Annotated in this window: 21 protein-coding genes and 1 tRNA gene; 11 read left to right on the top strand and 11 right to left on the bottom strand. The window is 53.3% G+C overall.

Annotated elements, in window-relative coordinates; genetic code table 11:
* Window positions 1-33: 33 nt before the first annotated feature.
* Window positions 34-1,002, bottom strand: coding sequence for a polyphosphate kinase 2 (gene ppk2, locus OES20_02030; GenBank protein ID MDH3633459.1), 969 nt, complete (start codon window positions 1,000-1,002; stop codon window positions 34-36).
* Between the two features lie 117 nt (window positions 1,003-1,119).
* On the opposite strand from ppk2, the gene OES20_02025 reads away from it, so the two are divergent.
* The gene (locus OES20_02025; GenBank protein MDH3633458.1) at window positions 1,120-1,608 is read left to right on the top strand and encodes a CinA family protein; all 489 of its coding nucleotides are present in this window, start codon (window positions 1,120-1,122) and stop codon (window positions 1,606-1,608) included.
* A gap of 7 nt (window positions 1,609-1,615) precedes the next feature.
* On the opposite strand, the gene OES20_02020 is transcribed toward OES20_02025, so the two are convergent.
* The 3 genes from OES20_02020 to OES20_02010 are packed head-to-tail and all read right to left on the bottom strand — an operon-like array spanning window position 1,616 to window position 6,545.
* Window positions 1,616-2,803: a cation:proton antiporter gene (locus OES20_02020; GenBank protein MDH3633457.1), complete on the bottom strand. Its 1,188-nt coding sequence runs from the start codon at window positions 2,801-2,803 to the stop codon at window positions 1,616-1,618.
* 4 nt (window positions 2,804-2,807) lie between these two features.
* A complete protein-coding gene (locus OES20_02015) occupies window positions 2,808-5,759 on the bottom strand; it encodes a molybdopterin-dependent oxidoreductase (protein ID MDH3633456.1) in 2,952 nt (983 codons plus the stop codon).
* 3 nt (window positions 5,760-5,762) lie between these two features.
* Entirely contained in the window at window positions 5,763-6,545 is a 783-nt protein-coding gene (locus tag OES20_02010; protein ID MDH3633455.1) for a hypothetical protein, read from the bottom strand.
* Window positions 6,546-6,789: 244 nt separating this feature from the next.
* Here OES20_02010 and recA point away from each other — a divergent pair, with 244 nt between their 5' ends.
* The 3 genes from recA (at window position 6,790) to alaS (ending at window position 11,190) form a co-directional block, all read left to right on the top strand.
* Window positions 6,790-7,860, top strand: a complete 1,071-nt coding sequence (gene recA / locus OES20_02005; GenBank protein MDH3633454.1) for a recombinase RecA — start codon at window positions 6,790-6,792, stop codon at window positions 7,858-7,860.
* Window positions 7,861-8,084: 224 nt separating this feature from the next.
* Window positions 8,085-8,531: a recombination regulator RecX gene (locus OES20_02000; protein ID MDH3633453.1), complete on the top strand. Its 447-nt coding sequence runs from the start codon at window positions 8,085-8,087 to the stop codon at window positions 8,529-8,531.
* A 55-nt stretch (window positions 8,532-8,586) separates the two neighbouring features.
* Window positions 8,587-11,190, top strand: a complete 2,604-nt coding sequence (gene alaS / locus OES20_01995) for an alanine--tRNA ligase (GenBank protein MDH3633452.1) — start codon at window positions 8,587-8,589, stop codon at window positions 11,188-11,190.
* Window positions 11,191-11,195: 5 nt separating this feature from the next.
* Here the strand turns inward: alaS and OES20_01990 are convergent, their stop codons facing one another.
* Window positions 11,196-11,981 carry a sulfite exporter TauE/SafE family protein gene (locus OES20_01990; protein MDH3633451.1) on the bottom strand — a complete coding sequence of 262 codons (786 nt, stop codon included), beginning with the start codon at window positions 11,979-11,981 and terminating at the stop codon, window positions 11,196-11,198.
* A gap of 140 nt (window positions 11,982-12,121) precedes the next feature.
* On the opposite strand from OES20_01990, the gene OES20_01985 reads away from it, so the two are divergent.
* From OES20_01985 to OES20_01975, 3 genes are all read left to right on the top strand, one after another.
* Window positions 12,122-13,351: an aspartate kinase gene (locus tag OES20_01985; protein ID MDH3633450.1), complete on the top strand. Its 1,230-nt coding sequence runs from the start codon at window positions 12,122-12,124 to the stop codon at window positions 13,349-13,351.
* Window positions 13,352-13,494: 143 nt separating this feature from the next.
* Entirely contained in the window at window positions 13,495-13,695 is a 201-nt protein-coding gene (gene csrA, locus OES20_01980) for a carbon storage regulator CsrA (protein ID MDH3633449.1), read from the top strand.
* 104 nt (window positions 13,696-13,799) lie between these two features.
* Window positions 13,800-13,890: transfer RNA gene (locus OES20_01975), tRNA-Ser, on the top strand.
* A 207-nt stretch (window positions 13,891-14,097) separates the two neighbouring features.
* Here OES20_01975 and OES20_01970 read toward each other — a convergent pair.
* The 3 genes from OES20_01970 to OES20_01960 all read right to left on the bottom strand — a co-directional run bounded on the left by OES20_01970 (window position 14,098) and on the right by OES20_01960 (window position 17,726).
* Window positions 14,098-14,973, bottom strand: a complete 876-nt coding sequence (locus OES20_01970) for an OmpA family protein (protein MDH3633448.1) — start codon at window positions 14,971-14,973, stop codon at window positions 14,098-14,100.
* A gap of 147 nt (window positions 14,974-15,120) precedes the next feature.
* Window positions 15,121-15,909, bottom strand: a complete 789-nt coding sequence (locus tag OES20_01965; GenBank protein MDH3633447.1) for a CHAD domain-containing protein — start codon at window positions 15,907-15,909, stop codon at window positions 15,121-15,123.
* Window positions 15,910-15,959: 50 nt separating this feature from the next.
* Window positions 15,960-17,726: a Na/Pi cotransporter family protein gene (locus tag OES20_01960; protein ID MDH3633446.1), complete on the bottom strand. Its 1,767-nt coding sequence runs from the start codon at window positions 17,724-17,726 to the stop codon at window positions 15,960-15,962.
* A gap of 91 nt (window positions 17,727-17,817) precedes the next feature.
* On the opposite strand from OES20_01960, the gene OES20_01955 reads away from it, so the two are divergent.
* From OES20_01955 to OES20_01945, 3 genes are read left to right on the top strand one after another with little or no spacing between them, the layout of a single operon-like run.
* Window positions 17,818-18,318 carry a Crp/Fnr family transcriptional regulator gene (locus tag OES20_01955; protein ID MDH3633445.1) on the top strand — a complete coding sequence of 167 codons (501 nt, stop codon included), beginning with the start codon at window positions 17,818-17,820 and terminating at the stop codon, window positions 18,316-18,318.
* A 36-nt stretch (window positions 18,319-18,354) separates the two neighbouring features.
* Window positions 18,355-18,747, top strand: a complete 393-nt coding sequence (locus OES20_01950) for a hypothetical protein (GenBank protein ID MDH3633444.1) — start codon at window positions 18,355-18,357, stop codon at window positions 18,745-18,747.
* Between the two features lie 49 nt (window positions 18,748-18,796).
* A complete protein-coding gene (locus tag OES20_01945) occupies window positions 18,797-19,246 on the top strand; it encodes a GNAT family N-acetyltransferase (GenBank protein ID MDH3633443.1) in 450 nt (149 codons plus the stop codon).
* Window positions 19,247-19,256: 10 nt separating this feature from the next.
* Here the strand turns inward: OES20_01945 and OES20_01940 are convergent, their stop codons facing one another.
* From OES20_01940 to OES20_01930, 3 genes are all read right to left on the bottom strand, one after another.
* On the bottom strand, window positions 19,257-20,846 hold the full coding sequence (locus tag OES20_01940) for an ABC transporter permease subunit (protein ID MDH3633442.1): 1,590 nt from the start codon (window positions 20,844-20,846) through the stop codon (window positions 19,257-19,259).
* Window positions 20,846-21,880 (bottom strand): glycine betaine/L-proline ABC transporter ATP-binding protein, encoded by a 1,035-nt coding sequence (locus tag OES20_01935; protein ID MDH3633441.1) that lies wholly within the window; start codon window positions 21,878-21,880, stop codon window positions 20,846-20,848. The genes OES20_01940 and OES20_01935 overlap by 1 nt, the downstream gene beginning before the upstream one ends.
* A 76-nt stretch (window positions 21,881-21,956) precedes the next feature.
* Entirely contained in the window at window positions 21,957-22,916 is a 960-nt protein-coding gene (locus tag OES20_01930) for an amino acid-binding protein (GenBank protein ID MDH3633440.1), read from the bottom strand.
* Window positions 22,917-23,193: 277 nt separating this feature from the next.
* Here OES20_01930 and OES20_01925 point away from each other — a divergent pair, with 277 nt between their 5' ends.
* Window positions 23,194-24,444: a Zn-dependent hydrolase gene (locus OES20_01925; GenBank protein MDH3633439.1), complete on the top strand. Its 1,251-nt coding sequence runs from the start codon at window positions 23,194-23,196 to the stop codon at window positions 24,442-24,444.
* Window positions 24,445-24,459: the final 15 nt, after the last annotated feature.

Here is a 24,459-nt window from a genome sequence, read left to right as displayed (position 1 = left end):
GTCAATTATATAAGCCCGATGGTGTGTGACAAACTAAGATTTCTTTTTCGAGCGCCGTTGCTTCGGATGCAGGCTCTTGCCGAGAATGTGTTCGCTTTTGGCGATGGCATGATCACTGGATGTGACGATAAAAGGATCGGGCTCTCCCACCGTTTCCAAATCCTTGTCATCGTAATTTAATGACGCCAGGAAATGTCGCATGCAATTAAGGCGAGCGCGTTTTTTATCGTCGGATTTGATGATCGTCCAGGGCGCATCGGCGGTATCCGTGTAAAAGAACATCGCTTCCTTGGCTTCGGTGTAGTCATCCCACTTGTCAATCGAGGCCTGGTCGATCGGGGATAGTTTCCATTGCTTGAGCGGATCGCTCTTGCGGGATTCAAATCGACTGCGTTGTTCGTCCTGCGTAACCGAGAACCAGTACTTGAACAACAGGATGCCGGAACGAACCAGCATGCGTTCGATTTCCGGACATTGGCGCATGAATTCAAGATAAGCCCCCGGGTCACAAAATCCCATAACGCGTTCGACCCCGGCACGGTTGTACCAGGAACGGTCGAGCAGAACGATTTCCCCGGCCGAAGGCAGATGCTTGATATAGCGTTGAAAATACCATTGCGTCTGTTCGGCTACCGTGGGTTTCTCCAACGCAACCACACGTGCACCCCGCGGATTGAGGTGTTCCATGAAGCGCTTTATCGCGCCGCCCTTGCCGGCCGCATCGCGGCCTTCAAATAAAATTACAATCTTTTTGCCGGAATCCTTCACCCATCGTTGTACCTTGAGTAACTCGACCTGCAACAGGGCTTTTTCTTTTTCGTATTCAGACTTTTTAATCCTGTCCTCGTACGGATACATGCCATTTTCAAACCTGCGAATAACGTCCATGCGCTCCATTTCGTGCTGCGCAATGCTGTTGTCTTGAATCGAGGGGGTTTCAAATTGTAAGCTGTCGGCAGCTTCCAGTGCGGAGGCCGGGCCAGGTTTCAGGGATTCATTCATGTCGTTAGTCGTCTTATTGTGTTTGGCGGCATTATATCACTGCCCAATTGATAAACCATATCGGGCAGCGGACAGTTGATGCAGGTCACGAGTTTCACGTTACGATATAATGCCGGCATGAGTGGAGATAAGGTAGCGCTGGTTCAGCAGCTGGCAGAGCAGCTATTGAAGCGTCAACAGAAAGTTTGTACCGCTGAATCCTGTACCGGTGGACTGATTGCCAAAACCTTGACCGACCTGGCGGGCAGTTCGGACTGGTTCGAGCGTGGTTTCGTGACCTACAGCAACGCGGCAAAAAATGAAATGTTAGGGGTGCCGGCGTCGATTATCGAGGACTATGGTGCCGTCAGCGAACCGGTTGCAACCGCGATGGCGCGCGGTGCGCTGGACCACAGTCGTGCCAGCCTCGCGGTTGCGGTTACCGGGATAGCGGGTCCTGGGGGCGGTAGCGATGAAAAACCGGTGGGTACAGTCTGGATAGCGGTAGCTTCGGACGACGAACTTATTGCCAATCGGTACCAGTTCGGCGGTAACCGCGAGGCGGTCCGTGCGGCGACCCTGGTCGCGGCACTCGAGGGTTTGATCGACCTGGTTGACTCGGACTAGTTACGTATCAGCGGCTATCCTCGACCGAGTGCCGGATGGCGAGGCGTGTGAACACCGGGCCGATAACCTCGAACACTACCGTTGATGCGATCACGACCGGCAGCATGATCTGTCGATACTCGGGGAATTGATTCGATGCCACCAGCGCCATGCCGATTGCAACACCGGCCTGGGGCAGTAGTGCAACGCCCATCCACAACTGATGATCCTGCCCTGATTTGCCCAGGTAGCCGCCGATCCAGGCGCCCAGGTACTTGCCCATTGTACGGCATAGAATATAAACCCCGCCGGTGAGCCCGAGCACGGCAAGCGCACCGAGTTCGAGTGATGCCCCGGCGAGCACGAAAAAAATAATCATGAACAACGATTCGATATCTTCAATTGCATGAAACGGATATTCGTGATGACGAGCCAGGTTGGCGATTACTGCGCCCATAACGATTGCCGCGATCAGGAAAGAAACGTTCAACCACAGGGCGATGCCGCCGCACAGGAAAACAATACCCAGTGCCTCGACCAGCATCGGTCTGCCATCCTTGATGCGACCGGTCAGGTAAGCAGCAGGCAGACCGACTGCGATACCCACCAGTACAGCCCCACCCAGTTCCCAGGTCACGAGCCCGATGAAAGTGGACTCGCCGGCAACACCATTTAAAGAGGTTACAACAGCCATACCGACACCGAACAGTAATAGTGCCCAGACATCGTCGAGTACAACGATCAACAATAGCAATTCGCTGAACCTGTTTTTTACACCTGATTCCTGCACCACGTCGAGGACGGCCGCTGGTGCCGTGGCCGCGGCGAAACAGCCAAGCAGCATCGCGATCTCGATGGCCACGCCCATCGCGATCATACCCAGGCAGACCACGAGCGCCGGTAAAAGCGCGGCACAGATTGAAATCGAGAACGAGATACCGGTGTGGCCTTTTAACGCGGAGCGGGTTAGTTTCCCTCCTAACAGGAAACCCACCATCAGCAGGGTCATTTCGGCGATGAGACCGAAGCGGTCTACCAGCAGCCCGGGAACCAGGTCCAGAAGATCTTCGCCGATAATCGCGCCAAACAGCAGCAGCAGGGTGGCGCGAGGTAGAAACGACCTTTGCGCGACGGTTGACAACAGCAGGCCGACCAGAAAGATTCCGCCCAGGGCCAGCAGGAACTGTGACGATATATCGAGATGTGTCGAATCCATGGAATTAGTGCGTTGCCTTTTCCACCCGGCACAGGTGGGTTTTCAGGTTGGCCTGCTGTGAAACCGGATCAAGCCGGATCCCGGTTAAGTGGTTGACGCTCGCGCCGGGGTGATAGGGTTGTTGCTCATCCCAGCCGATCGGGATGAAAATACAGTTGGGGCGGATCCCACGATGGATCCAGGCTCGCAGGGTAATCTTGCCGTTCTCGGTGATCACTGAAACCGGGTCCCCGTCCCTAATATCCAGCGTTGCGGCCTTATGGGGGTGGATCTGGCAGTACAGCTCGGGCCACATTTCCTGGGCCTGCCAGTAATAATGTGTCCAGGAGTGAAAGTGGGGTGCGGCCGGACGCCCGGTTACGAGCTCGGTATCAAAGGCTGCGTCATGGGTGACAGGCTCGTCAACGATATGACCTGGATATACCAGGGTCTCCTCGCTGAAAAAACTCGAAACTTTTGCAGTCGTATCGTATTTTATGTGCGGCAGGCTGACCAGCTGTTCGGCCTCGGTGTAGAACTCGGGTAAAGCTGATAGTCCCATGGCCGAAAATTTCTGTTCCAGCTGAGGGGTCCAGAATTCAAGCTTACCGCTCGTGGTCGGGTAACTCAGATTTGCCCCTGGATCGCGGCGCATCGCCTCGGTCACGTAAACCGGATCGATCTCACCCGGCCCGCCCTCGAAGCGGGGTAATCGTACCGTCCGATTGGGTCGGCTGGTCAGCTCCGCGGTGGTTGCGGCAGCAAGGTCCGCGGTGGCAGTTACGAGTACTTCGTCCCAGAGTTTACGGGGATCTTTGTAGTCATCTTTTAATACATCATCGAAGCCGAATTTCTTACCCAGTTCGATCCAGAACCAGTGATCGGAGCGGGCCTCGCCGGGCGGGTCGATAAACTTGTCGTTCCAGACAATGCGTCGATCCTCGGCAAATCGCGTCGTGCCGCCTTTTTCGATTCCGCTTGCCATCGGTAACACGTAGTCGGCGAAACGCGAAGTCGCATTCTTGAACAATTCGAGGTGCACCACCAGGTCGAGTGCCTGTATCGACTGGCGGGCACGATTTTGATTCGGCCATTGCGCCAGTGGATTATTACTCGTGATCAGCGCCTTGATCGGGTAGGGCGTGCCGTTGAGCATCGCCTCCATCCAGGCGGAGGGATTCTTGCTTATCGCTGCGCGCACATCGGCCTTGCGGTGAGCGGGAATCTGTGGTGGCTGCCAGTTCATTTCGGAGGATACATTGAAATAACCACCGCCACGACGCCCCCAATTGCCGGTCATTGCCGCGAGGAACATGAAGACGCGGTTGGTCTGTGCCGAATTGGTATGCTGGTTAACGCCACGACTCAGGAAAATCATGCAGCCGTCGGCTTGTGCGATGGTGCGGGCCAGCATTTCGAGCTGGCCGACTTCGAGGTCGGTAACCTGAGCCGCCCATTCAAGGTCATAATATTTATCTTTTACGTAATCACGCCACTCGTGCCAGCCGACGATCCAGCGTTCGCAGAATGCCTGGTCGTGGAGATCGTGCTCGAACAGGTAATGGATGATGCCGAGGCCAAGCGCCATATCGGTCCCCGAGCGAATCGGTAACCAGGCATCGGCCTTGCTGGCGGTCGGGGTCAGACGGGGATCGACGACAATCATTTTCGCACGATGCTTTATGCGCCAGTCGTTTAGCATGCCGAAGTTTACCGGACGGGTTTCGGCCTGGTTGTCGCCGATGTAAACATAGGCCTCGGCGCTGCCGATATCTTGCTCGGTATAAACGCTTGCCATGACGCCGGTGCCCTGCGTCAGGCTCAGCGCGAGTCCCTTGCCCAGGTCGCAATAGGGCTCGGTAGCGGCCACGTTTGCGGTACCCCAGAGCCCGGCGAATAGTGGCAGCGCGCCGATTATATTGAGCACGCCGGTGCGTGAACCCGACTGGATCGCGAGCGCATCGCTCCCGTACTGATCGCGTACCGCGGATAGTTTGTGCGCAATCTCGCTCAGGGCCTGGTCCCAGCTGATCGGCCGAAACGAATCGCTGCCGCGCACGCCGACACGTTTCAGCGGCGTCACCAGCCGGTGGGGATTATTGTAAAGCTGCAGCGACATCTGCGATTTTGGGCAAACGCGACCCTGGAATACCGGGTCTTCTTCGTTGCCGTAGATATTGAGCACCTCGTTACCGCGCAGGTGATACTTTACCGGACAGCCGTTGAAACAGATGTTGCAGCCTCCCGGGACAATGCGCTCCTCCTGTTGCAGCAGCAGGTTTTTCTGCGAACGGCGATACGAGCCCCGTGCGACCTGAGTCTGCAGACTTGCCCGGCTTTGATGGTCATGCATCAGGGCCGGGGTGCTTTGTTCATTTGCGTCGGCATCGCTCTGCGCCCCGTCAACCAGGCGTTTGAGATAAATCGTTGCCGGTTGTTGCAGGAAGTGGTCGGTATCGAGAATCTCTCGTTGTTCTTGCTGTACACTGATAAGCAGCGCTGCGCGCGTGCCGAAACTGATGGCGCGCGTTGGGCATACGAAGGCGCAGGCAGGTCCCAGTTCCTGATCTCTGCGTTCGGCGCATAGATCACACTTTACCGCATGGTGTTGCTCGGCATTATAGCCAATCGCACCGTAAGGGCAGGACAATGCGCACTCGCCGCAACCGGTGCAGCGGTTTTCGTCAATCGCGACCACACCCGTGACCGGATCCTTGGAGATTGCCTTCGGGTAGACCGGGCAGGCGCGCAGGCAGGCCGGACGTTCGCACTGCTGACAGGTGACGGTCAGAAAATCCAGCCTGGCCTGGGATGTTTGAGCGCTATCGCTGTGCTGTTCATCAAACCACATCACCCGGTTACGATAACTGTTGGGACCGAGCGCATTGGTTTGCTTGCAGGCAGCTTCGCAGCTCTTGCAGCCGGTGCAGCGTTCGAGATCGATCATCAGCGCTAACTGGGTTGAAACGTCGGTCATCGGTTAACCGCCCCAGTCGGTGATATACCACCAGTCGATGGGTCCACCTTCGGCAGCATACCCGGCAAAAAACAGGACCACGACGATGTGCGAGATCAGGCCGAGGTAAAAACCGAGCGCTGCCAGCATGTGAATGCGCCGCGACCAGCTGAGCCCTATCCCGGCGCTGGCGCGTGTGCCCACCATGCGGGCCTCGCGCTCGGCCAGCACCAGGTACCTGGTGCTTTTCCACGGTTTACGCAACCAGTGCTTCAGGGCGGGTGAGAACAGTGCTTCGTCGGCAGCGGGATCGATGCTTTCCAGCAACCGGATCTTGGTGTCGATGATATTCTGCAACGCGGTTTTATCGAGGTTAACGGGCGCACTGAATCCCGAGGCGACACTGCTGCGGGCAAACAGCAGGCTGAACCCACGTGAGAAGAAGGCCCGCAGTAAACTCCCCTGCAGGACGAGAAACGCCATCAGCAACAGGATAAGCCCGGGTGGCGTCAACCAGTTGCCCGCGGCGACATGGATGAAAATCAGGCAGCTTCCGAGTGACGTGGCGAGGATGTGACCGATAAACCAGGCGGGCGGGTTGTTGGCAAATCCGGAACGCTTCATGATAACAAAAGCGAGTGGTGCCAGTAACAGCAGTGCGCCCAGCGCGCCGCACAGCTGCGCCAGCGGAGATCCCGGGGTGGGCGCACCGGACCACAGCAGCGTGAGCGCCGCCACAACGGTTACGAGCGCGGCCAGTATCACGATACTGCGAGCGGAAATATCGGGGCGGTTAGTGTTTTCCACGCGAATTCCAGTCGGGTTTGCTAAAGACTATCGTTGCATTCCGCCCGGTTCAACCTATTGCGGTAAATTCCTGTTTTATCTTTTATTTCATAGTGGCTCACGCTATGAGCCACTATGAAATTATAATGCGCATTATGTTTTCGCACGGCATGATTGGAAATTGACGATAAATTGAAAAGTTCTCTTTATGTTCTCGTTGGACTGTGTGATAATCCGGCAACTCAAATCCAAAGGTAGGTAGCAAATGGACGACAATAAGCAAAAAGCACTCACCGCAGCACTGGGTCAAATTGAAAAGCAATTTGGCAAGGGATCCGTCATGCGACTGGGTGATGCCGGGGTCGATACGACCATGGGTGTGATATCAACCGGGTCCCTGTCACTGGATGTTGCCCTGGGTATCGGCGGTTTGCCGCGTGGCCGGGTCGTCGAGGTCTATGGGCCCGAATCTTCCGGTAAAACTACATTGGCTTTGCAGGTCATTGCCGAGTGTCAGAAAAACGGTGGCACCGCTGCATTTGTCGATGCAGAGCACGCGCTGGATCCGACTTATGCCGATAAACTGGGCGTCAATATTGATGACTTGCTGGTATCACAGCCGGACACCGGTGAACAGGCACTCGAAATAACCGATATGTTGGTGCGCTCGGGTGCGGTCGAAGTTGTTGTCGTTGACTCGGTCGCTGCATTGACACCAAAGGCGGAAATCGAGGGCGATATGGGCGATTCGCACATGGGACTGCAGGCTCGTTTGATGTCCCAGGCACTGCGCAAGCTTACCGCGAATATCAAGCGCTCCAATACCATGGTTATTTTTATCAATCAAATTCGTATGAAGATCGGTGTCATGTTTGGTAACCCGGAAACCACAACCGGTGGCAATGCGCTAAAGTTTTATGCCTCAGTGCGCCTCGACATACGACGCATTGGGGCGATCAAGCGGGGAGACGAGGTGATTGGTAACGAAACCCGCGTTAAAGTCGTCAAGAACAAGGTAGCACCACCATTCAAGCAATGTGAATTCGAGATTCTCTATGGCGAAGGTTCATCCCGTGAAGGTGAACTTATCGACCTCGGCGTGAAGCACGGCATGATTGAAAAAGCCGGTGCCTGGTACAGCTATAATGACGAGCGTATCGGCCAGGGTAAAGACAACGTACGTATTTTCCTCAAGGAACACACCGAAATGGCGGATGAAATCGATCAGCGTTTGCGCACCGAGTTGTTACCCAAACCCAAAACTGTCGACCCAATTGACAGCGAAGCAACAGACTCTAACCCAGAAGTCGAACCCGAAATGGTGGAAATTTCCTAGCCTACCTATCCCCTCCACCCTTATGTTGCAAGCTGGCAGTGCCCTCGGAGAGTATTTTCTCCGAGGGTTTTTTTTATTTGATGTCTTTTCCCGCGATCGCAGCGTTGAATTCGTGCCGGGGCGCCGGCCCGGTCGAACCACGAGTATTTTTTGTACACTCAGGTTCTCCGTGCGAATTCGCCTTGCGCTCGCGAAAAAATCCAATCAAATACAACATATCTGTTATGGCTGAAAATAAGAATCATACGAGTATTCGCAAGACCGCGATGGATCTGCTCGCCCGGCGTGAGCATTCTGAACATGAATTGCGTCAAAAACTGAAAGCCCGTGGTCATGACGCCGATGCGATCGACGAAGTACTGCAGGGATTAAAGCAGGACCACTTGTTGTCTGATGCTCGGTTTACCGAAGCTTACGTCAGCCACCGATTTAACGCGGGTGTCGGCCCATTAAAAATTCGTTACGAATTACGTCAAAAAGGAATCGCAGACGCACTTGCCGACGAGTTTCTTGAACCGATGTCCGATTGCTGGGATCAATTAATGCTGCAACAACGCATACGCAAGTATGGAGAAACGATACCAACAGACTATGCCACGCGCATGAAGCAGGCGCGTTTTTTACAAAATAGGGGTTTTTCTCCCGAGTCAGTCATGCGATTATTTCGATAGTACGCTCGGATGATTCCGAGCGTTATTTATTGAAGCGATATCTGACCGAAGTTAAATGACAACCAGTGCCGAATTAAGAGACAAGTTTCTCAAGTATTTCGAAGCGCACGGACACACCATCGTGCCATCAGGCCCATTGGTGCCGGGCAACGATCCGACGCTGTTGTTTACCAATTCAGGCATGGTGCAATTCAAGGATGTATTCCTCGGCAGTGAAAAACGAAATTACACCCGTGCCACGACCTCGCAGCGTTGTGTGCGTGCGGGCGGCAAACACAACGATCTTGAAAACGTTGGCTACACTGCCCGACACCACACCTTTTTTGAAATGCTGGGTAACTTTAGTTTCGGTGAATATTTTAAAAAGGATGCGATCCACTACGCCTGGGATTTCCTGACCAATGTTATCGGCTTACCCGCGGAAAAACTCTGGGTTACCGTTTATGCCGATGATGACGAGGCCGCAACAATATGGCTTGAGGATATCAAAGTGGACCCTGAAAGATTCACTCGCATCGGTACTTCAGATAATTTCTGGTCTATGGGTGATACTGGTCCCTGCGGTCCCTGCAGCGAGATTTTCTACGACCACGGACCCGAAATCGAGGGTGGGCCACCGGGTACGCCCGAGGAAGATGGTGATCGATACATCGAAATCTGGAACCTGGTTTTCATGCAATATAACCGGGACCAACACGGCAATATGGAGCCGCTGCCGCGACCGTCGGTTGATACCGGGATGGGGCTCGAACGCCTCGCGGCAATCATGCAGCAGGTGCACAATAATTATGATATTGACCTGTTCCAGTCTTTAATAAAAGCCGCTGCCAAATTGACCGGCACCAGGGACCTGGAGAACAAATCCTTGCGCGTTATCGCAGACCATATTCGTTCCTGCGCGTTCCTGGTTGTCGATGGCGTCTTGCCCTCCAACGAAGGACGCGGCTACGTGCTGCGACGAATCATTCGTCGTGCGGCGCGACATGGCCACCAGCTTGGTTGCAAGAAGCCTTTCTTCTATAAATTGGTGGAGACTCTCGATAGCGCAATGGGAGACGCTTATCCGGAGCTTAGCCAAAACCGTGGGCATGTCGAACGCGTGCTGCAAAAAGAGGAAGAACGCTTTGCCGAAACCCTGGAGCAGGGCATGCGAATTCTTGGGGATGCGATCGGCAAAATGAAGGGCGACACGATTGACGGTAAAACAGTTTTCAAGCTTTACGATACCTACGGCTTTCCGGTCGATTTAACCGCCGACGTGGCGCGCGAGGAAGGTTTCGGCATTGACCAGGCTGGTTTCGATGTCGAGATGAAAGCACAACGCGAACGCGCGCGCGCCTCGAGTCAATTCAGCGCAATCGGCAAGCAATTTAAGCTCGATACCTATCCAGCGACAAAATTTCTCGGTTATGATAAATCGACAGCTAGCTCCAGTATCGTTGCTATTCTGCAAAATGATGAAGCCATCGATCAACTCGAAAACGGAGACCAGGCAGTTGTCATTCTGAAGCAGACGCCATTTTACGCCGAGTCCGGCGGCCAGGTCGGCGATATCGGCAGTCTGAGCCTGGGTAAAAATACCGAGTTCAAGGTTAGCGATACGCAGAAACAAAACGATGTTTACCTTCATATTGGCTCACTGATAACCGGTGAGTTGAGTGTAGGTAACAGGGTCAAGGCGCAAATCGATGAAAATCATCGGCGCGCCGTCATGCTCAATCATTCGGCGACGCACTTGATGCATGCGGCGTTAAGAAAAGTCCTCGGAGAACATGTTCAGCAGAAAGGTTCACTGGTTGATGCCGATAAGCTGCGCTTTGATTTTTCGCACTATCAACCTGTCGAGCATGAGCAGATTGTCGCGATAGAAACCATTGTCAACAATGAAATACGTGGCAACCTGGAAACCAGGGCCGAGTCCATGGATATGGAAGCCGCAAAAAAATCCGGTGCCATCGCGCTGTTCGGCGAAAAATATGGCGACGTGGTGCGCGTGCTGAAAATCGGATCCGATTCGATCGAGCTTTGTGGCGGTACCCACGTACCACGTGCCGGCGATATTGGATTGTTCAAGATCATACTCGAAACCGGTATTGCCTCCGGCATACGTCGTATCGAGGCAGTAACCGGTGAAGCCGCGGTCAGGCGCTTCATTGACAGTGAAGATAAACTAGATACCGCAGCGCACACATTAAAGGCGAGCCGGGACGAGCTGTTGCCTCGAATCGAGCAGTTACAGGCGAATAACCGGTCGCTGGAAAAACAGCTCGAGGCCCTTAAGTCAAAATTGGCTTCGCAGACAGGGGGTGACCTGGCATCTCAGGCGCAAGAGATCAAGGGCGTTAAAGTACTTGCCGTCAAACTCGATGGTGCCAACATTAAAACGCTGCGCGACACGGTTGATCAACTTAAAAACAAGCTGGGTGCTGCAGCGGTAGTGCTCGCCAGTAGCGAAGACGATAAAGTGTCGATCATCGCGGGCGTGACCAAGGCTGAATCGAAACGTATCAGCGCCGGTGATCTGGCCAATATGGTGGCCGAGCAATGTGGTGGCCGTGGCGGCGGCCGGCCGGACATGGCCCAGGCCGGGGGCAATCAGCCTGAAAATCTTCCCGCGGCACTCGAATCGGTATTGCCCTGGATTGAAAGCAAACTCTAGCCCTGTTAACCGGATAATCCCGGGACAAGGTTTGTTTCAGACAAAAACTGGTAAATCAATACAATCGCCAGGATCAGCAACAATTTACGCAGAATGGCCTGGTAAGTACCGACATCGATGCGTGACCGCAAACGTTGTCCTAGCTGCAGTGCAATGACAGCAGCGACTGCCAGCGGCGCCGTTTCAAGCATTAACCTGAAACCGACGAGCCCCGCGACTGCAAGCACGACGATCTGTGAAGCCTTGCCAACCAGGAAGCATGAGTTCAGTGCAGGCACCATGGTCGAACGGGGAGTTTCCAGCGAGAGGAAGTAAACAATTAAAACGGCGACCATGACATTGGTGGTACCCGCCGCCAGACCAGCAATCAATCCAAAAATCGCCATCGCCAGCATGGCGTTGTCGATGAGCCATGGTTTTGGAATGCGCAGGTTATTCCACAGGTATAACAGGATTAATGCCGCCAGCACGATGCGAAACGGAGCGGGATCGAGGGCTGCCAGAACGACGGTGCCGGCGAGTGATCCGATAAAGGTAAAGAAAACCAGCGGCCAAAACTGTCGCGTGTTTTTCAGGGAGGATTTGCTATTGAAAATACTGGCGATGTTGACTGCCATGGTCGGTAGCAAGGTGATCAGTATTGCACTGCGCACGTCCATCATCGTGGCAAGAATCGGCGTTGCTACCATTGGAAAGCCAAGTCCCAGGGTACCGTGGATCAGCCCTGCGAAAAGCAATGCGGCGGTGATGGCTAGTAATACGGGCCAATCAAACTGGAGCAATGAAAACATAGGTGGATATTACAGGGTAATGGTAGAGGTTGAATTCTATTAGTGATCGCGCGCGATGACGAATATCGTTATACAAATGTATCCATATTTCCTATAATCCGCGGTCTTTTTTTCAACCCGGCGAGTCCAGTCGAAAGACAATGTCACTACTGGTGCAAAAATTTGGCGGTACTTCGGTAGGCTCGATAGAGCGCATCAAGGCCGTCGCCGACAAGGTGATCTCGTACCGTGACGCGGGTAATGACATGGTGGTCGTGGTTTCGGCGATGGGTGGAGAGACCAATCGGCTGGTAGAACTTGCCCGGCAGGTCGATCCGCAGGCGCGCGGACGCGAACTCGATGTGCTGCTGACGACCGGTGAACAGGTCACGATAGCGCTGCTGGCAATGGCATTGGAAAAACGAGGTTACCCGGCGCGCTCGTACACCGGTGGCCAGGCCAGGATCATGACCGATAGTGCGCACAACAAGGCCCGCATAAAATCGATTGATAATGTCAAAATGACCGATGACCTCAAACAAGGACGTATTGTCGTGGTTGCCGGATTCCAGGGGATCGACGAACACAACAACATAACAACGCTGGGACGCGGTGGCTCGGACACGACCGGCGTGGCACTGGCCGCTGCACTGAAAGCCGACGAATGCCAGGTCTTCACCGACGTTGATGGTGTTTACACGACTGACCCGCGGGTGGTGCCACAAGCACGCCGACTGGACACCATCACCTTTGAAGAAATGCTGGAAATGGCGAGCCTCGGTTCGAAAGTGCTGCAAATTCGAGCGGTCGAATTCGCACAAAAATACCAGGTACCGTTGCGCGTGCTCTCGTCATTCGGAGCGGGCGATGGCACCTTGATAACCACAGAATATGGTACGGATAAAACTATGGAACAAGCTTTGATATCGGGCATCGCGTTTAATCGCGACGAAGCCCAGTTAACCATTAACGGTGTATCCGATACGCCTGGCGTTGCTTACCAGATACTCGGCCCGATCTCCGATGCCAATATCGAAGTCGACATGATCGTTCAAAACGTCGGTGCAGATGGTACGACCGACTTTACTTTTACGGTTCATCGGGATGATTTCGATACTGCACTGGAATCACTCGAAGAGACGGCGAAGCGAATGAAAGCCCGGGAGGTTTCCGGAAACAACAGGATCGTCAAGATCTCGATCGTCGGTGTCGGCATGCGCTCGCACGCGGGAATTGCGAGCCAGATGTTCGAGATTCTGGCGAATGAAGGTATCAATATTCTGATGATTTCAACCTCCGAAATTAAAATTTCGGTGGTTGTGGATGAAAAATACCTCGAGCTTGGCGTGCGCGCCCTGCACGAAGGCTTCGATCTGAAAACAAAGCCATAAAATATTTCAACTAGCTTCGCTCAACTCAGATGGGTTAAACTTGTCGTTGGTTCGGAGAAAAGACCATAAAAACAATAAAAAAGACGGTATCTGTCTAAGGAGACAGGATTAGATTACTGTTATACAGATTGGGAGAGATAGGAATGCTGATATTAACTCGGCGTGTCGGGGAAACCTTAATGATTGGAGACGAAGTTACGGTAACTGTGCTCGGCGTTAAGGGAAACCAGGTAAGGATTGGGGTAAATGCGCCTCGTGAAGTGGCGGTGCATCGTGAGGAAATCTACGATCGTATCAAGGCGGAGGAAGGGCAGGAAGAATTGGGAAATACAGCCGAAGGATAATTTTCGGCTCCAATTGAAACGAGCTTCATCGTTTCCATAGAATTAAAGACTTTGCAATAGCCTTGTTAATTTGGCTATTGCATTGTAATTTATACGCAAGATTCGGAGAGATGGCTGAGTGGTCGAAAGCGCTCCCCTGCTAAGGGAGTATACGTTAATAGCGTATCGAGGGTTCGAATCCCTCTCTCTCCGCCAGCCATTAAAAAGGGCCCCTGCAAGGGACCCTTTTTAATGGCTGGTGAAAAGTTAAGGTCAGATTCAACCCTCTGGTTCGACAAATCGCGTCAGGCCTCTCACACACATCCATGTTCTGCCCGACACTATAGAGCTAATTTTATCGATTTTGATCCGTAATAATTGGAGATCAAAAAGGGAAGAGTAAAAACTCTTCCCTACAGTCGATTATTTGATTATATGGAGTTCCACGCGTCGGTTCATTGCACGTCCTGCAGAGGTAGAATTATCGCCAATTGGACTGTCTTCGCCATAACCTTTAGCTCTCATGCGATTAGCTGAAACACCAGATGACCGCAGGTATGCCATAACAGATTCAGCACGTTTTTGAGACAAGTTCTGATTGAAACTCGATTCACCTCTGTCGTCGGTATATCCCGCGACTTCCACATTGACATCGCCGTTCCTGATCAGTGTTTCGGCAACCTGGTCTAGCACGCTCCTGGATGCCCCGGTAATTTCATCTGAGCCGGTTACAAAATTGACACCTTCAAGCACGAATGATTTTTTAAGCTCACACCCATTTGCATCGACACTTGCCCCCGGTTTTGAATCGGGACATTGATCTTTCAGGTCTGCGATACCGTCGTTGTCGGTGTCTTTAGGCGCAGTTGACGCTATAATTATTTTACAGCCTGAGCTATCCACTGCTACACCGGATGCTGTACCGGGACAATTGTCAGCCGAATCCATAATTCCATCTTTATCCGAATCCTTTGCGCAGCCTTTCGCATCGACTATGACGCCAGCCGGAGTAGCGGGGCATTTATCGCTAGCATCGGCAATTCCGTCCTGATCGGCATCAGTAACTTTTGCTTCCTCGACACCTTCACATTTCGGTATCGCGATTTCGGCCCTCCAGTGACTGGTTCTTATACATTCTCCACGGCTATTGAGAATTAACTCGCCATCTTTGTCGTGAACATATCCCAAATCTGCCTTATCGTGAGCCTGCAACGGGGCATGGAATATGCCAGCCAGTGCGAACAGACAAACCAGTCCATTTAAATTTTGCATGTAAATACCCTTTTTAGCCGATTTCATGTTTTCCTCCGGCGACAATTTATTGAAAAGTTTATAAGTCAACCGCATTCGGTCGCTCATCAATGCAACACTAATTAGCTTTGGCTGGTGTGACAAGAGCTCGTGACGATTTTTAACAGTTCTTAACATTTGCCCTTGCTTCGATTATTAGTTGCTCTGGTGCCATTGTTTGAACTTGTTCAGGTAAATTCTCGCCGATCCCAGCAGTAACTTGTCCTGTTTCCTCATAACCGTAATCGCGTGGTCCGCTTCTGTTTCAACTCCATTGAGAACTTGCAGTATCTCTGCCGCGATGACTCGGTCATGCCAATCACCCAGCAGTTGTTCCAGTATCTTTATCTGTTTCAGTTCACTTTCGTCCAAGGTATGGCCGGGGCAGAATTGAAATGCATCCAGTTTATGGTGGTACCGCTTCAGCAGTATTCGTTTTTTATGCCACAGGTCTGCGGTCATGCGTGGCCTAGTGCTCATGATCTGGGACAAAAGCACATTTAGTATCATGGGTTTTTCGCGCAGGATGGCTCTTTCCGAAATGGCCATGGACCGGATGGTAGGTACTCTTACCCGGGTATGAGTATCAGCCTGAAGCGATCTTTTGAGCAACCGGTAGTCGTTTCTGGTTTTCACTCGCAATGCGCTGATCAGGTTTTTTTTATCCACCAGGCTTATTTCGTCGAGTTCCTGGATTAAATGCACGACGATATGCCCGTCCCGAATAACGCCGATCGACTTTGCCAATGAACGGTAGGGCTTGATCAGTTTCCTGGTTTTCAGCGCGGGATCGACGTCGTTAAGGAAGTAGTACAGCGCCGTAAGCCGCTTCATCCCGACTCGAAAATCGTGGACCGCCTCTTCTTCGGCGGTGATGCGAATAACTTGGAGGTCCCGATTGAGCTGGCGAATGAGTTTACCGCGATATTTATCCAGGCAATTCATTTCTATCAAATCCTTGTTATCCTGTCGGGGAACATCTCTGTATTGGCTGCTTAACTCGCAATCGCCATATCGGCATCTTCGTCGACGTCCTGGAAATTGTCTCGCTGTAAATATAAAAGCGAGGAAACCTCGACCAGGTTGCGTGCGATATGGATGGCGATCGCGCTATCGTTCATTAAGGATGTCGCCATTTCGGCGTTGATCAGGTGTTCACGCACAAGTCGGTCGATCGTACCATTCATTAACACATCATATTTATCCAGGTGATCGCTCAAGTTCCTGGCCTTGGCTAAATGTTTCTGGTCCCGTTTTACCAACCTGGCCTTGCGCGATAGACGCAGGATCTTGAAGATCAATTTGCGCAAGTTATTATATTCGGCACGAATGTATTCATTATCGGAATTTAAATATCGATTCATATTGGTATGTAACGGTTTAATATCCTTGACAATTTCAACTAGCATGCGGTCGGCACGCAAGATACTCCTGATGGCCATGATCTTGTCTTCATCCAGGTCAAATTTGCCCTGTAGCTGGTTCGCATACTCGACGATCTTGCCGTAAATGTTCTTGAATTTATTGTAATAAACGGCGTCCACGTCCAGGTCAAACTGATGAATATTCTCGATAATCTGTTTTATCTTTTTGTCCGATTCGAATTCCTCACGGTGCACGTGTAACCCGTGGGTTATCACCTTGAAGGCTGTTTTTTCGAGTAGTCGCAGGGATTCGTCAAGCAGGGCTTTCAAACCTGTTTGCGGATAACTGAGCGAGGACTTATCGAGAAAATGGGGTTGCTCGATCACGACTGTCTTCGCTACTTCTTCCGGAACCATGCGCACAACGATTCGAGCGATCATCGGTATAAACTGGATCATCACAACCGTATTACAAATATTGAAAGTCGTATGAAACAGTGCCAGAGCCACCGGAATAGCCGCTGCCTGGGCGAAAGGTGAGGCACCCTCCAGGGTCTCGACAGCGAAACCGATGCCGTGAATGATGGGTAAAAACAGAACCAGCATCCAAACCACGCCGAAGATGTTAAATATAAGATGGGCGCGGGCGGTTCGTTTGGCCCGGTAGTTCGCTACCAGCGCCGCCAGGTTGGCCGTAATGGTAGTCCCGATATTCTCACCCAATACCATCGCGGCGGCCATGTCGAACGGAATCCAGCCTTCGAAACACATGATAATCGTGATCGCCATGGTTGCACTCGAAGATTGAATGACCACGGTTAACAAGGTGCCTATAAACAAAAACAGTAGAATCGACAGGTAACCCTTACTGGTATAGTCACTGAGAAAGGCAAGCGCTTCGGGACTGGATTTGATATCGGGCACCGAATTTTTCAGGTATTGCAGGCCGATAAAAAGAATCGCAAAACCGACGATGAAGTAACCCCAATGCCTGAGATTTTTTTGCTTACTCAGGCTGAATAGAAATCCAAGGCCTACCAATGGCAACGCGATAGCTGCCATGTTGACCTTGAAACCCAATAGGGAAATCAACCAGGCAGTAACCGTGGTGCCGATGTTTGCACCCATGATGACACCGATGGATTCTGTCAGCGAAAGCAGCGAGGCATTGGCAAAACTGACCACCATTAATGTCGTCGCGGAGGAAGACTGGATGACGGCAGTAATGGTAAATCCGGTGAGCACCGCAAACAGTGGATTAGACGTTGCGCTTGCCAGAATATTTCTCATTCGATCGCCGGCTATCTCCATTAGTGCATCGCTCATGACCTTCATGCCGTATAAAAACAATCCGAGCGAACCCAGCAAGGTCAAAAAATCGAAAAGTTTGTATTCCATCAGTAAAACTGGCTTCGTTTTTTATTGTCTAACATCAACAGAAACGGACAAATAATCCGTATGATACATAAATATAGCCAGAGGTGATGTGATGGATATTCTGGATGCAGGTAAAACGATCGAAACGCTCGGGCTCCCCTACCTGCGGGAGCTATCCACTTTCGGTGCGCTTTCCGATGAGTTCATCGTTGATTTGCTAAATAATGGTGTTGTCAAGCGCTATGCCAAGGGCGAGTATATTGCCCGTCTGAATCAGGTTGCCGCAGAATTCCAGGTGGTGCTACAGGGTAAGTTCGCATTTTACAAACACAGTGAGGAAAGTGATGTTCTGACCCGCTATTTCTGCGCAGGCGATCAGGTGGGTTTTGATTTGATGATCGGGCTGATTCCCCACAATGGCATAGATGTTGCCACTGAAGAAAGTTTAATTCTGGATATCAGCAGTGAACAATTCTATGACCTGCATGTAAACTTCCCCGCTGATTTCGGATTGCTGATGATCAACCTGGCACGTGAACTCGCGCGTGAAATCGCACTGCTCGAGGATGTCATCGGCAAGGGCACGGGCTGGATAGCCGAGACGGGAACCTGATGACTGTCATAGTGCCGTAACCGGCGAGGAAAAATAATGAAGCGCTACAGTTTAGTCCTGGTAGCACTGTTGTATATACCCGCACTGGGTGCGCAGCAGGTAGCCGAACCTTCGCCGATAGGCTACGCGACCATCGAGGAGGCTTTTAATATGTTAAAGGCGGATCCCGGTGCCGGTATGAAGGAACATGAGGGCTGGACAATATTCAATCAAAAGGGTGACGGCAAGTACATACTCTGGTCGTTTACGCCGGCAGATCACCCGGCCCACCCCAGCGTGATACGCAGGGAAGTGGTCAAAAAAGAGGGCGAGATCTTCATCAAGATGGATGCGCTCTGTGACTCCAACCAGCTGGATTGCGATCTGCTGATCGACCAGTTTAAAAAGATAAACGAGCGCATCAGGCAGGATTGGGCCGGGAGCTCCTAGCGTCATACATTTGTTCAAACCGATTTCACGATAGTCAGGAGCTGCCCGTTTGACTGGAATTCGAAAAGCCGCGAAATCCGATTTACCCGAAATCGAAACCTGTGCGTCCGACGCATACGCGATATATGTTGATCGTATCGGCCGCGAACCGGCGCCGATGGTAGCGGATTTCGCCAGCGCGATCATAAAAGAGCAACTGTATATCGCACTGGAAAATGGACAGCTTGCCGGTTTCGTCGTTTTCTATCCGCAACGGGACCACGTGCACCTGGAAAATGTCGCGGTGAGCCCTGAATTTCAGAAACGCGGTATTGGCTCAAGATTGATCGAGTTTGTGGAACAACAGGCGAGGGCCGAAGGTTATTGCCGGCTCGAGTTATACACCAATGCGAAGATGACCGAAAACCTGGAGCTTTACCCTAGGCTCGGTTACCAACAGTTTGACCGCCGCCTCGAGGACGGCTTCGACCGGGTTTACTTCAGCAAGGTCCTCGACTGAAACCGTCTCGCTATAATTCCTGGTCCTTACGGCGGAATGCACCCTGTACGATACGGTCGATGACCATGGCGACAAATAGTATCGCGAAGCCGCCGAGCAAACCCGGCCCCTTGGCCGCGTACTGCAGCGCCTCGAGGATGACCTTGCCAAGGCCGCCACCACCGATCAACGAGATAATAACCACCATCGACAGGCACATCAGGATGGTCTGGTTGACGCCGGTCATAATCGATGGCAGGGCGAGCGGCACCTCCACGTCTTTCAGTAACTGAAAGCGCGAGGCGCCAAATGCGACCGCTGCTTCCTTGATCGAATCTGGCACACCGCGCACGCCGAGCGAGGTCAGGCGGATCACCGGCGGCATGCCGAAGATGATGGTCGCCAGAATACCCGGCGGATTACCGGTGCCGAAAAACGCGATGATCGGAATCAGGTAAACAAAGGCCGGCAGCGTCTGCATCAGGTCGAGTACCGGCTCGGCGGCATTGTAGGCGCGCCGGGACTTGCCGAACCAGATACCGAGCGGAATGCCGAAGAGAACACAGATAAACACGGCGGCGCCGACCAGCGCAACGGTCTCCATTGCGATCGCCCAATAGCCAAGCAACGCGATATAGGCCAGCGAGGCCGCGGTAAAAATCGCGACCCTCGGCCCGGCAGCGCGCCACGCAACCACGCAGATGACCAGCATTACCACCGGCCAGGGTGTGCCGATCAGGGCCAGGCTGAGCGCGTCGAGCACCCAGCGCACGCTGGCGGTGATACCGTCGAAGGCGCCGGCGCCCGCGACCGCGGCATTATCGATCTTCTGCTCGAGCCAGCCCGCGAGTTCGGTGAACAGCGTGGCCCTGTCTGAGTCGATAAAAATACTGGATACCTGTCTTTCCGGAAATTCATTAAGCACTTCGAGCGGGCTGTCGACGGTAAACTTGTAGATCGTCAGCGGTCCGATCAGAACCACCAGCACGATCCCAAGCAGAATGTTCTTCGGTTTGACGCCACTTTCGACTGTCTTGTGGTCGATTCGCCAGCGGCTGAATTGCTTCTCGTAGGCCGAGTTAGCGTAAAAACCCTGCAAACCCTTGAAGATCAGCATCATCACGATACCACCGATGAGAATGCTCAGGGCCTCGGCGCTCGCGGCCTGCCCCAGGGTTTCGCTCTTTTCCGCGGCATTACCGATGTTTTCCGCGAGCTTTTCGAAGCGGCTTGGGTCGGCGCCCTCCAGTTTCGCTGCCTCGGCGCGTTCTAGAAAGCCGGCGGCGCGCTCTCGCTGCTTCTCCGCACGATCGAAAAACTCGGCTCCGGGGTCACCCCACCAGCCGCGGCCGATTTGTACCCAGGCGATCATTTCGAGGATCAGGAATCCCCAGAACATGCCCCAGACCGCACGCGATGCAGACCAGATCGGACCGAGAACCGCGGCAAAGATATTGAAGGTGTTGGGTAACAGGCCGGTGGAGGAGTGAATGCGATGGAACTGCGTAGCGTAATAGTCACCGTTTTTTCCGGCGAATTCCGCGATCGACGCGTCGAGACTCGCGTGGTCGACCTCGATATCCGAGGCGGCGATGACGGATGCGGTGCTTTCGTCGTTCATTATTCTTTACCCCCCTGAATACCGCGCAACAGCCGCGGCTTGGTCACGATACCGACATCCCGGCCGTCCGCGGTGATGACGATTGGCAGATCGGTTCCGACCGCGTGATCGATCAACTGGTCCAGGTCGGCGCCTTCGTCGGCCCGTGGTGCGCCCTCAAGACTGCCATCGTAGCTCTCCATTGGCTCGAGTATCGAGTGTGCCTTGACCAGCTTGAGCTTGGAAATGCCCTGCACGAATTCGCGCACGTAATCGTCGGCCGGGTTCATGACGATTTCTTCCGGCGTGCCGATCTGTACGATGACGCCATCCTTCATGATCGCGATGCGATGGCCGATGCGAATCGCCTCGTCGAGATCGTGGGTGATGAACAGCGTGGTTTTCTGCAACTCCGCGACCAGCGCCTTGAACTGATCCTGCAGCTGCATGCGAATCAGCGGATCGAGTGCCGAAAACGGCTCGTCCATCAACAACACCTCGGGGTCGGAGGCCAGTGCGCGCGCGATGCCGACACGCTGCTGCATGCCGCCCGAAAGTTCCTTCGGCAGGCGGTCCTCGTAGCCAACGAGATCGACCAGCTGGAGTGCATGATCGGACACCGCCCAGCGCTTGGATTTCGCCACGCCACGAATTTCAAGCGGGTAGCCGACATTGTCACGTACCGAGCGGTGCGGCATTAGTGCCATGTGCTGGAATACCATACCGATATGGTTGGCGCGCAGTTCTCGCAGGGCAGACTGGTTAAGGCTCGAGACGTCCCGCCCTAGCAGCTCGATCGATCCGGAGGTCGGCTCGATCAGGCGGTTGACATGACGCACCAGCGTGGATTTGCCGGAACCAGACAATCCCATGATGCAAAAGATTTCGCCGCGCGATACTTCGAAGGTGGCGTCCTGTACGCCTATGACGCAACCGAAACGCTCGAGCACTTCGGGTTTACCGATGCCCTCGTCGCGAATCGCCTTAATCGCGGCGTCGGCCTGGTCCCCGAAGACTTTCCAAACACCCTCTGCCTTGACAACCGTTTCCGACATGTGGCGGTCCTCCCCCTGAAATAAAAACGGCCGCCGGTACATCGCCGGCGGCTCGATTATTGAGTGATTTTCTGGCCTAGTTGGTGAGCCAGCCCAGGACTGCGTCCTCGTTATTTTTAACCCAGTCCTTGGCATACGCGGCCGGATCTTTCTTGTCGATGACGAGCGCGTAGGTCATTTCCGATACCTGGTCGGTCGTAAGCTTCATGTTTCTGAACAGCTTGGCCACCTCGGGTTGCTCCTTTTCGATTGCCTTGGCGTAGTGCAGATGCAAATAGGCGGTATCCCATGCGGTTCCAGCCGTCGAAACATCGAGCCAGGCCGGGTCGTCGGTGGGCTGCACGACTTTCCACTTGGACGCATCATAGGCCGGTTCTTCGAGTACCTGCATCTCGTGCAGGACGAAGACGTAATGCGGCGTGTAGCAGAAGCCTACCCACGGTTTGCCCGCTTTGATCGCGTTGTCGAGGTTGGCGTAGGCCAGCGTCTCGTCGCTTTCGGTCAGCTCGAAAGTCTGGTCGTAGCCATAGGACTTGGCGCGGATTTTCTCGACGTTGGTCGAAGCCCAACCCGGCGCACCGATCCAGACTTCGCCCCTGCCGTCACCGTCGGTGTCAAACAGCGCCGCAACATCGGGGTTGGTCAGATCATCGATAGACTTGACACCGTGTTTGTCGGCAATACCTTTCGGCACGCACATGCCCTGAAATGCAGCAACACCGTTTTTATTGAAGGCAACAGTACCTTTATCTTTGACGAAGGTATTGTGCAGGTTTTGCTGGTTCGGCATCCATACTTCCGGGTGCGCGTGCATGGCGCCCGAATCCATCGCCTCGAACACGATCGGGTTGGTGCCGTTTTGCAGCTCGACCTCGAGGCCAAGGTTTTCTTCGATTACGACTTTAAGAACATTCGCGGTTGCAGCTACAGATGGCCAGTTTGGCACGCCGATGACAACGTCGGCAGCAGTTGCAATGCTTGACATTCCCATGCTGGCAGCGACAAGCGCGCCTGTCAGGGCTTTATTCAGTTTCATTATGACTAACTCCTCGGTTTATTTATTAAGTACCGAAATTTGTATCCGTTTTTATTAACGACGGCTTAATGAAGCCTGATTTGTTAGACGGACTAAATATCAGCGGATCGATAGTAACTTCATGTTTTCCGCAAGTAAACATTAAAAAATGCTCAAAGTCAGCGGCTTTCACGCCGACATTAGCTCTTTATCCCTAGTATTGACCTGCTATTCGACTAGTGACAGGCTAGCGACAATAAATACGATTTTACCAAAGAGAATCGGCCGAGGTTTGGTGATGAGTGAAACTGAACAGCTGCGTATTGATGGTCAACGCCTGTGGGACAGCATCATGGCAATGGGCGAGATCGGGCCGGGCCAGCAGGGTGGCTCCTGTCGTCTTGCGCTAACCGACGAAGACCGCGACGGGCGTGATTTGTTTGTTCGCTGGTGCGAAGAGATTGGATGCCGCATCAGTATCGACGACATGGGCAATATTTTTGCACGGCGTGACGGACGCAATAATGAACTGCCGCCGATAGTCGCCGGCAGCCATCTCGATACCCAGCCCCACGGGGGTAAATTCGATGGTATCTTTGGCGTTCTTGCAGCGCTCGAAGTATTGCGCACGCTGCATGATAACGACGTGACGACCGAGGCACCGGTCGAGGTTGTCATGTGGACCAACGAGGAGGGATCGCGCTTTGCGCCGGCTATGATTGCTTCCGGTGTCTACGCCGGGGTATTCGAAAAAGATTACGCCTGGTCGATATCTGACAGTGATGGCAACAGCCTGGGTGACGAATTGAAGCGTATCGGCTACCTGGGCGAACTTCCCTGTGGTCAAAATCCCATCGGTGCCCTTTTCGAGGCCCATATCGAACAGGGCCCCATACTCGAGGCGGACAACCACCAGATCGGGATCGTCACCGGCGGTCAGGGGCAGCACTGGTACGACGTTACGCTCAAGGGCCAGGATTCGCACGCCGGTTCTACGCCGATGACGGGTCGGCGCGATGCGCTCGTGGCGGCTGCTGAAATTGTCACGATGGTGCACACGCTGGCGTTAAAGTTTGCGCCGCATGCGGTCAGCACGGTCGGTGAAATGTCGGTGCAGCCGAACTCCCGCAATACGATTCCCGGCGAGGTCTTCATGACCATCGATATTCGTAATCCTTATACGGAGGTACTGGCTAAGATGGCTGACCAACTCGCTACCAGCGTCGCGGCGATTGCCGAACGGCACGGCGTTGAATGCGAATTCAGCGAAATCTGGGAAAAACCACCGGTCCATTTTGATTCGGACTGTATCGCCGCGGTCGAGCATGCAGCCGTCAGGCTAGGTTACAGCCATCAGCACATTGTGTCAGGTGCTGGTCATGACGCCTGCCAGGTTTGCCTGGTGGCGCCGACCTCGATGATATTTGTGCCCTGTGCCGGCGGACTTAGCCACAATGAGCAGGAAAGCGCCGCGCCCGAAGACCTCGAGGCTGGTGGCAATGTATTACTGCACGCGATGCTGGCGCTTGCCAATAAAACGGATGCATAGAGAGTATTACAGTTT

This window comes from Gammaproteobacteria bacterium (assembly GCA_029862005.1).
Classification (GTDB): domain Bacteria; phylum Pseudomonadota; class Gammaproteobacteria.
Note: the sequence above shows the minus strand (reverse complement) of the source record. Positions and strands in the feature narration are given on the sequence as shown.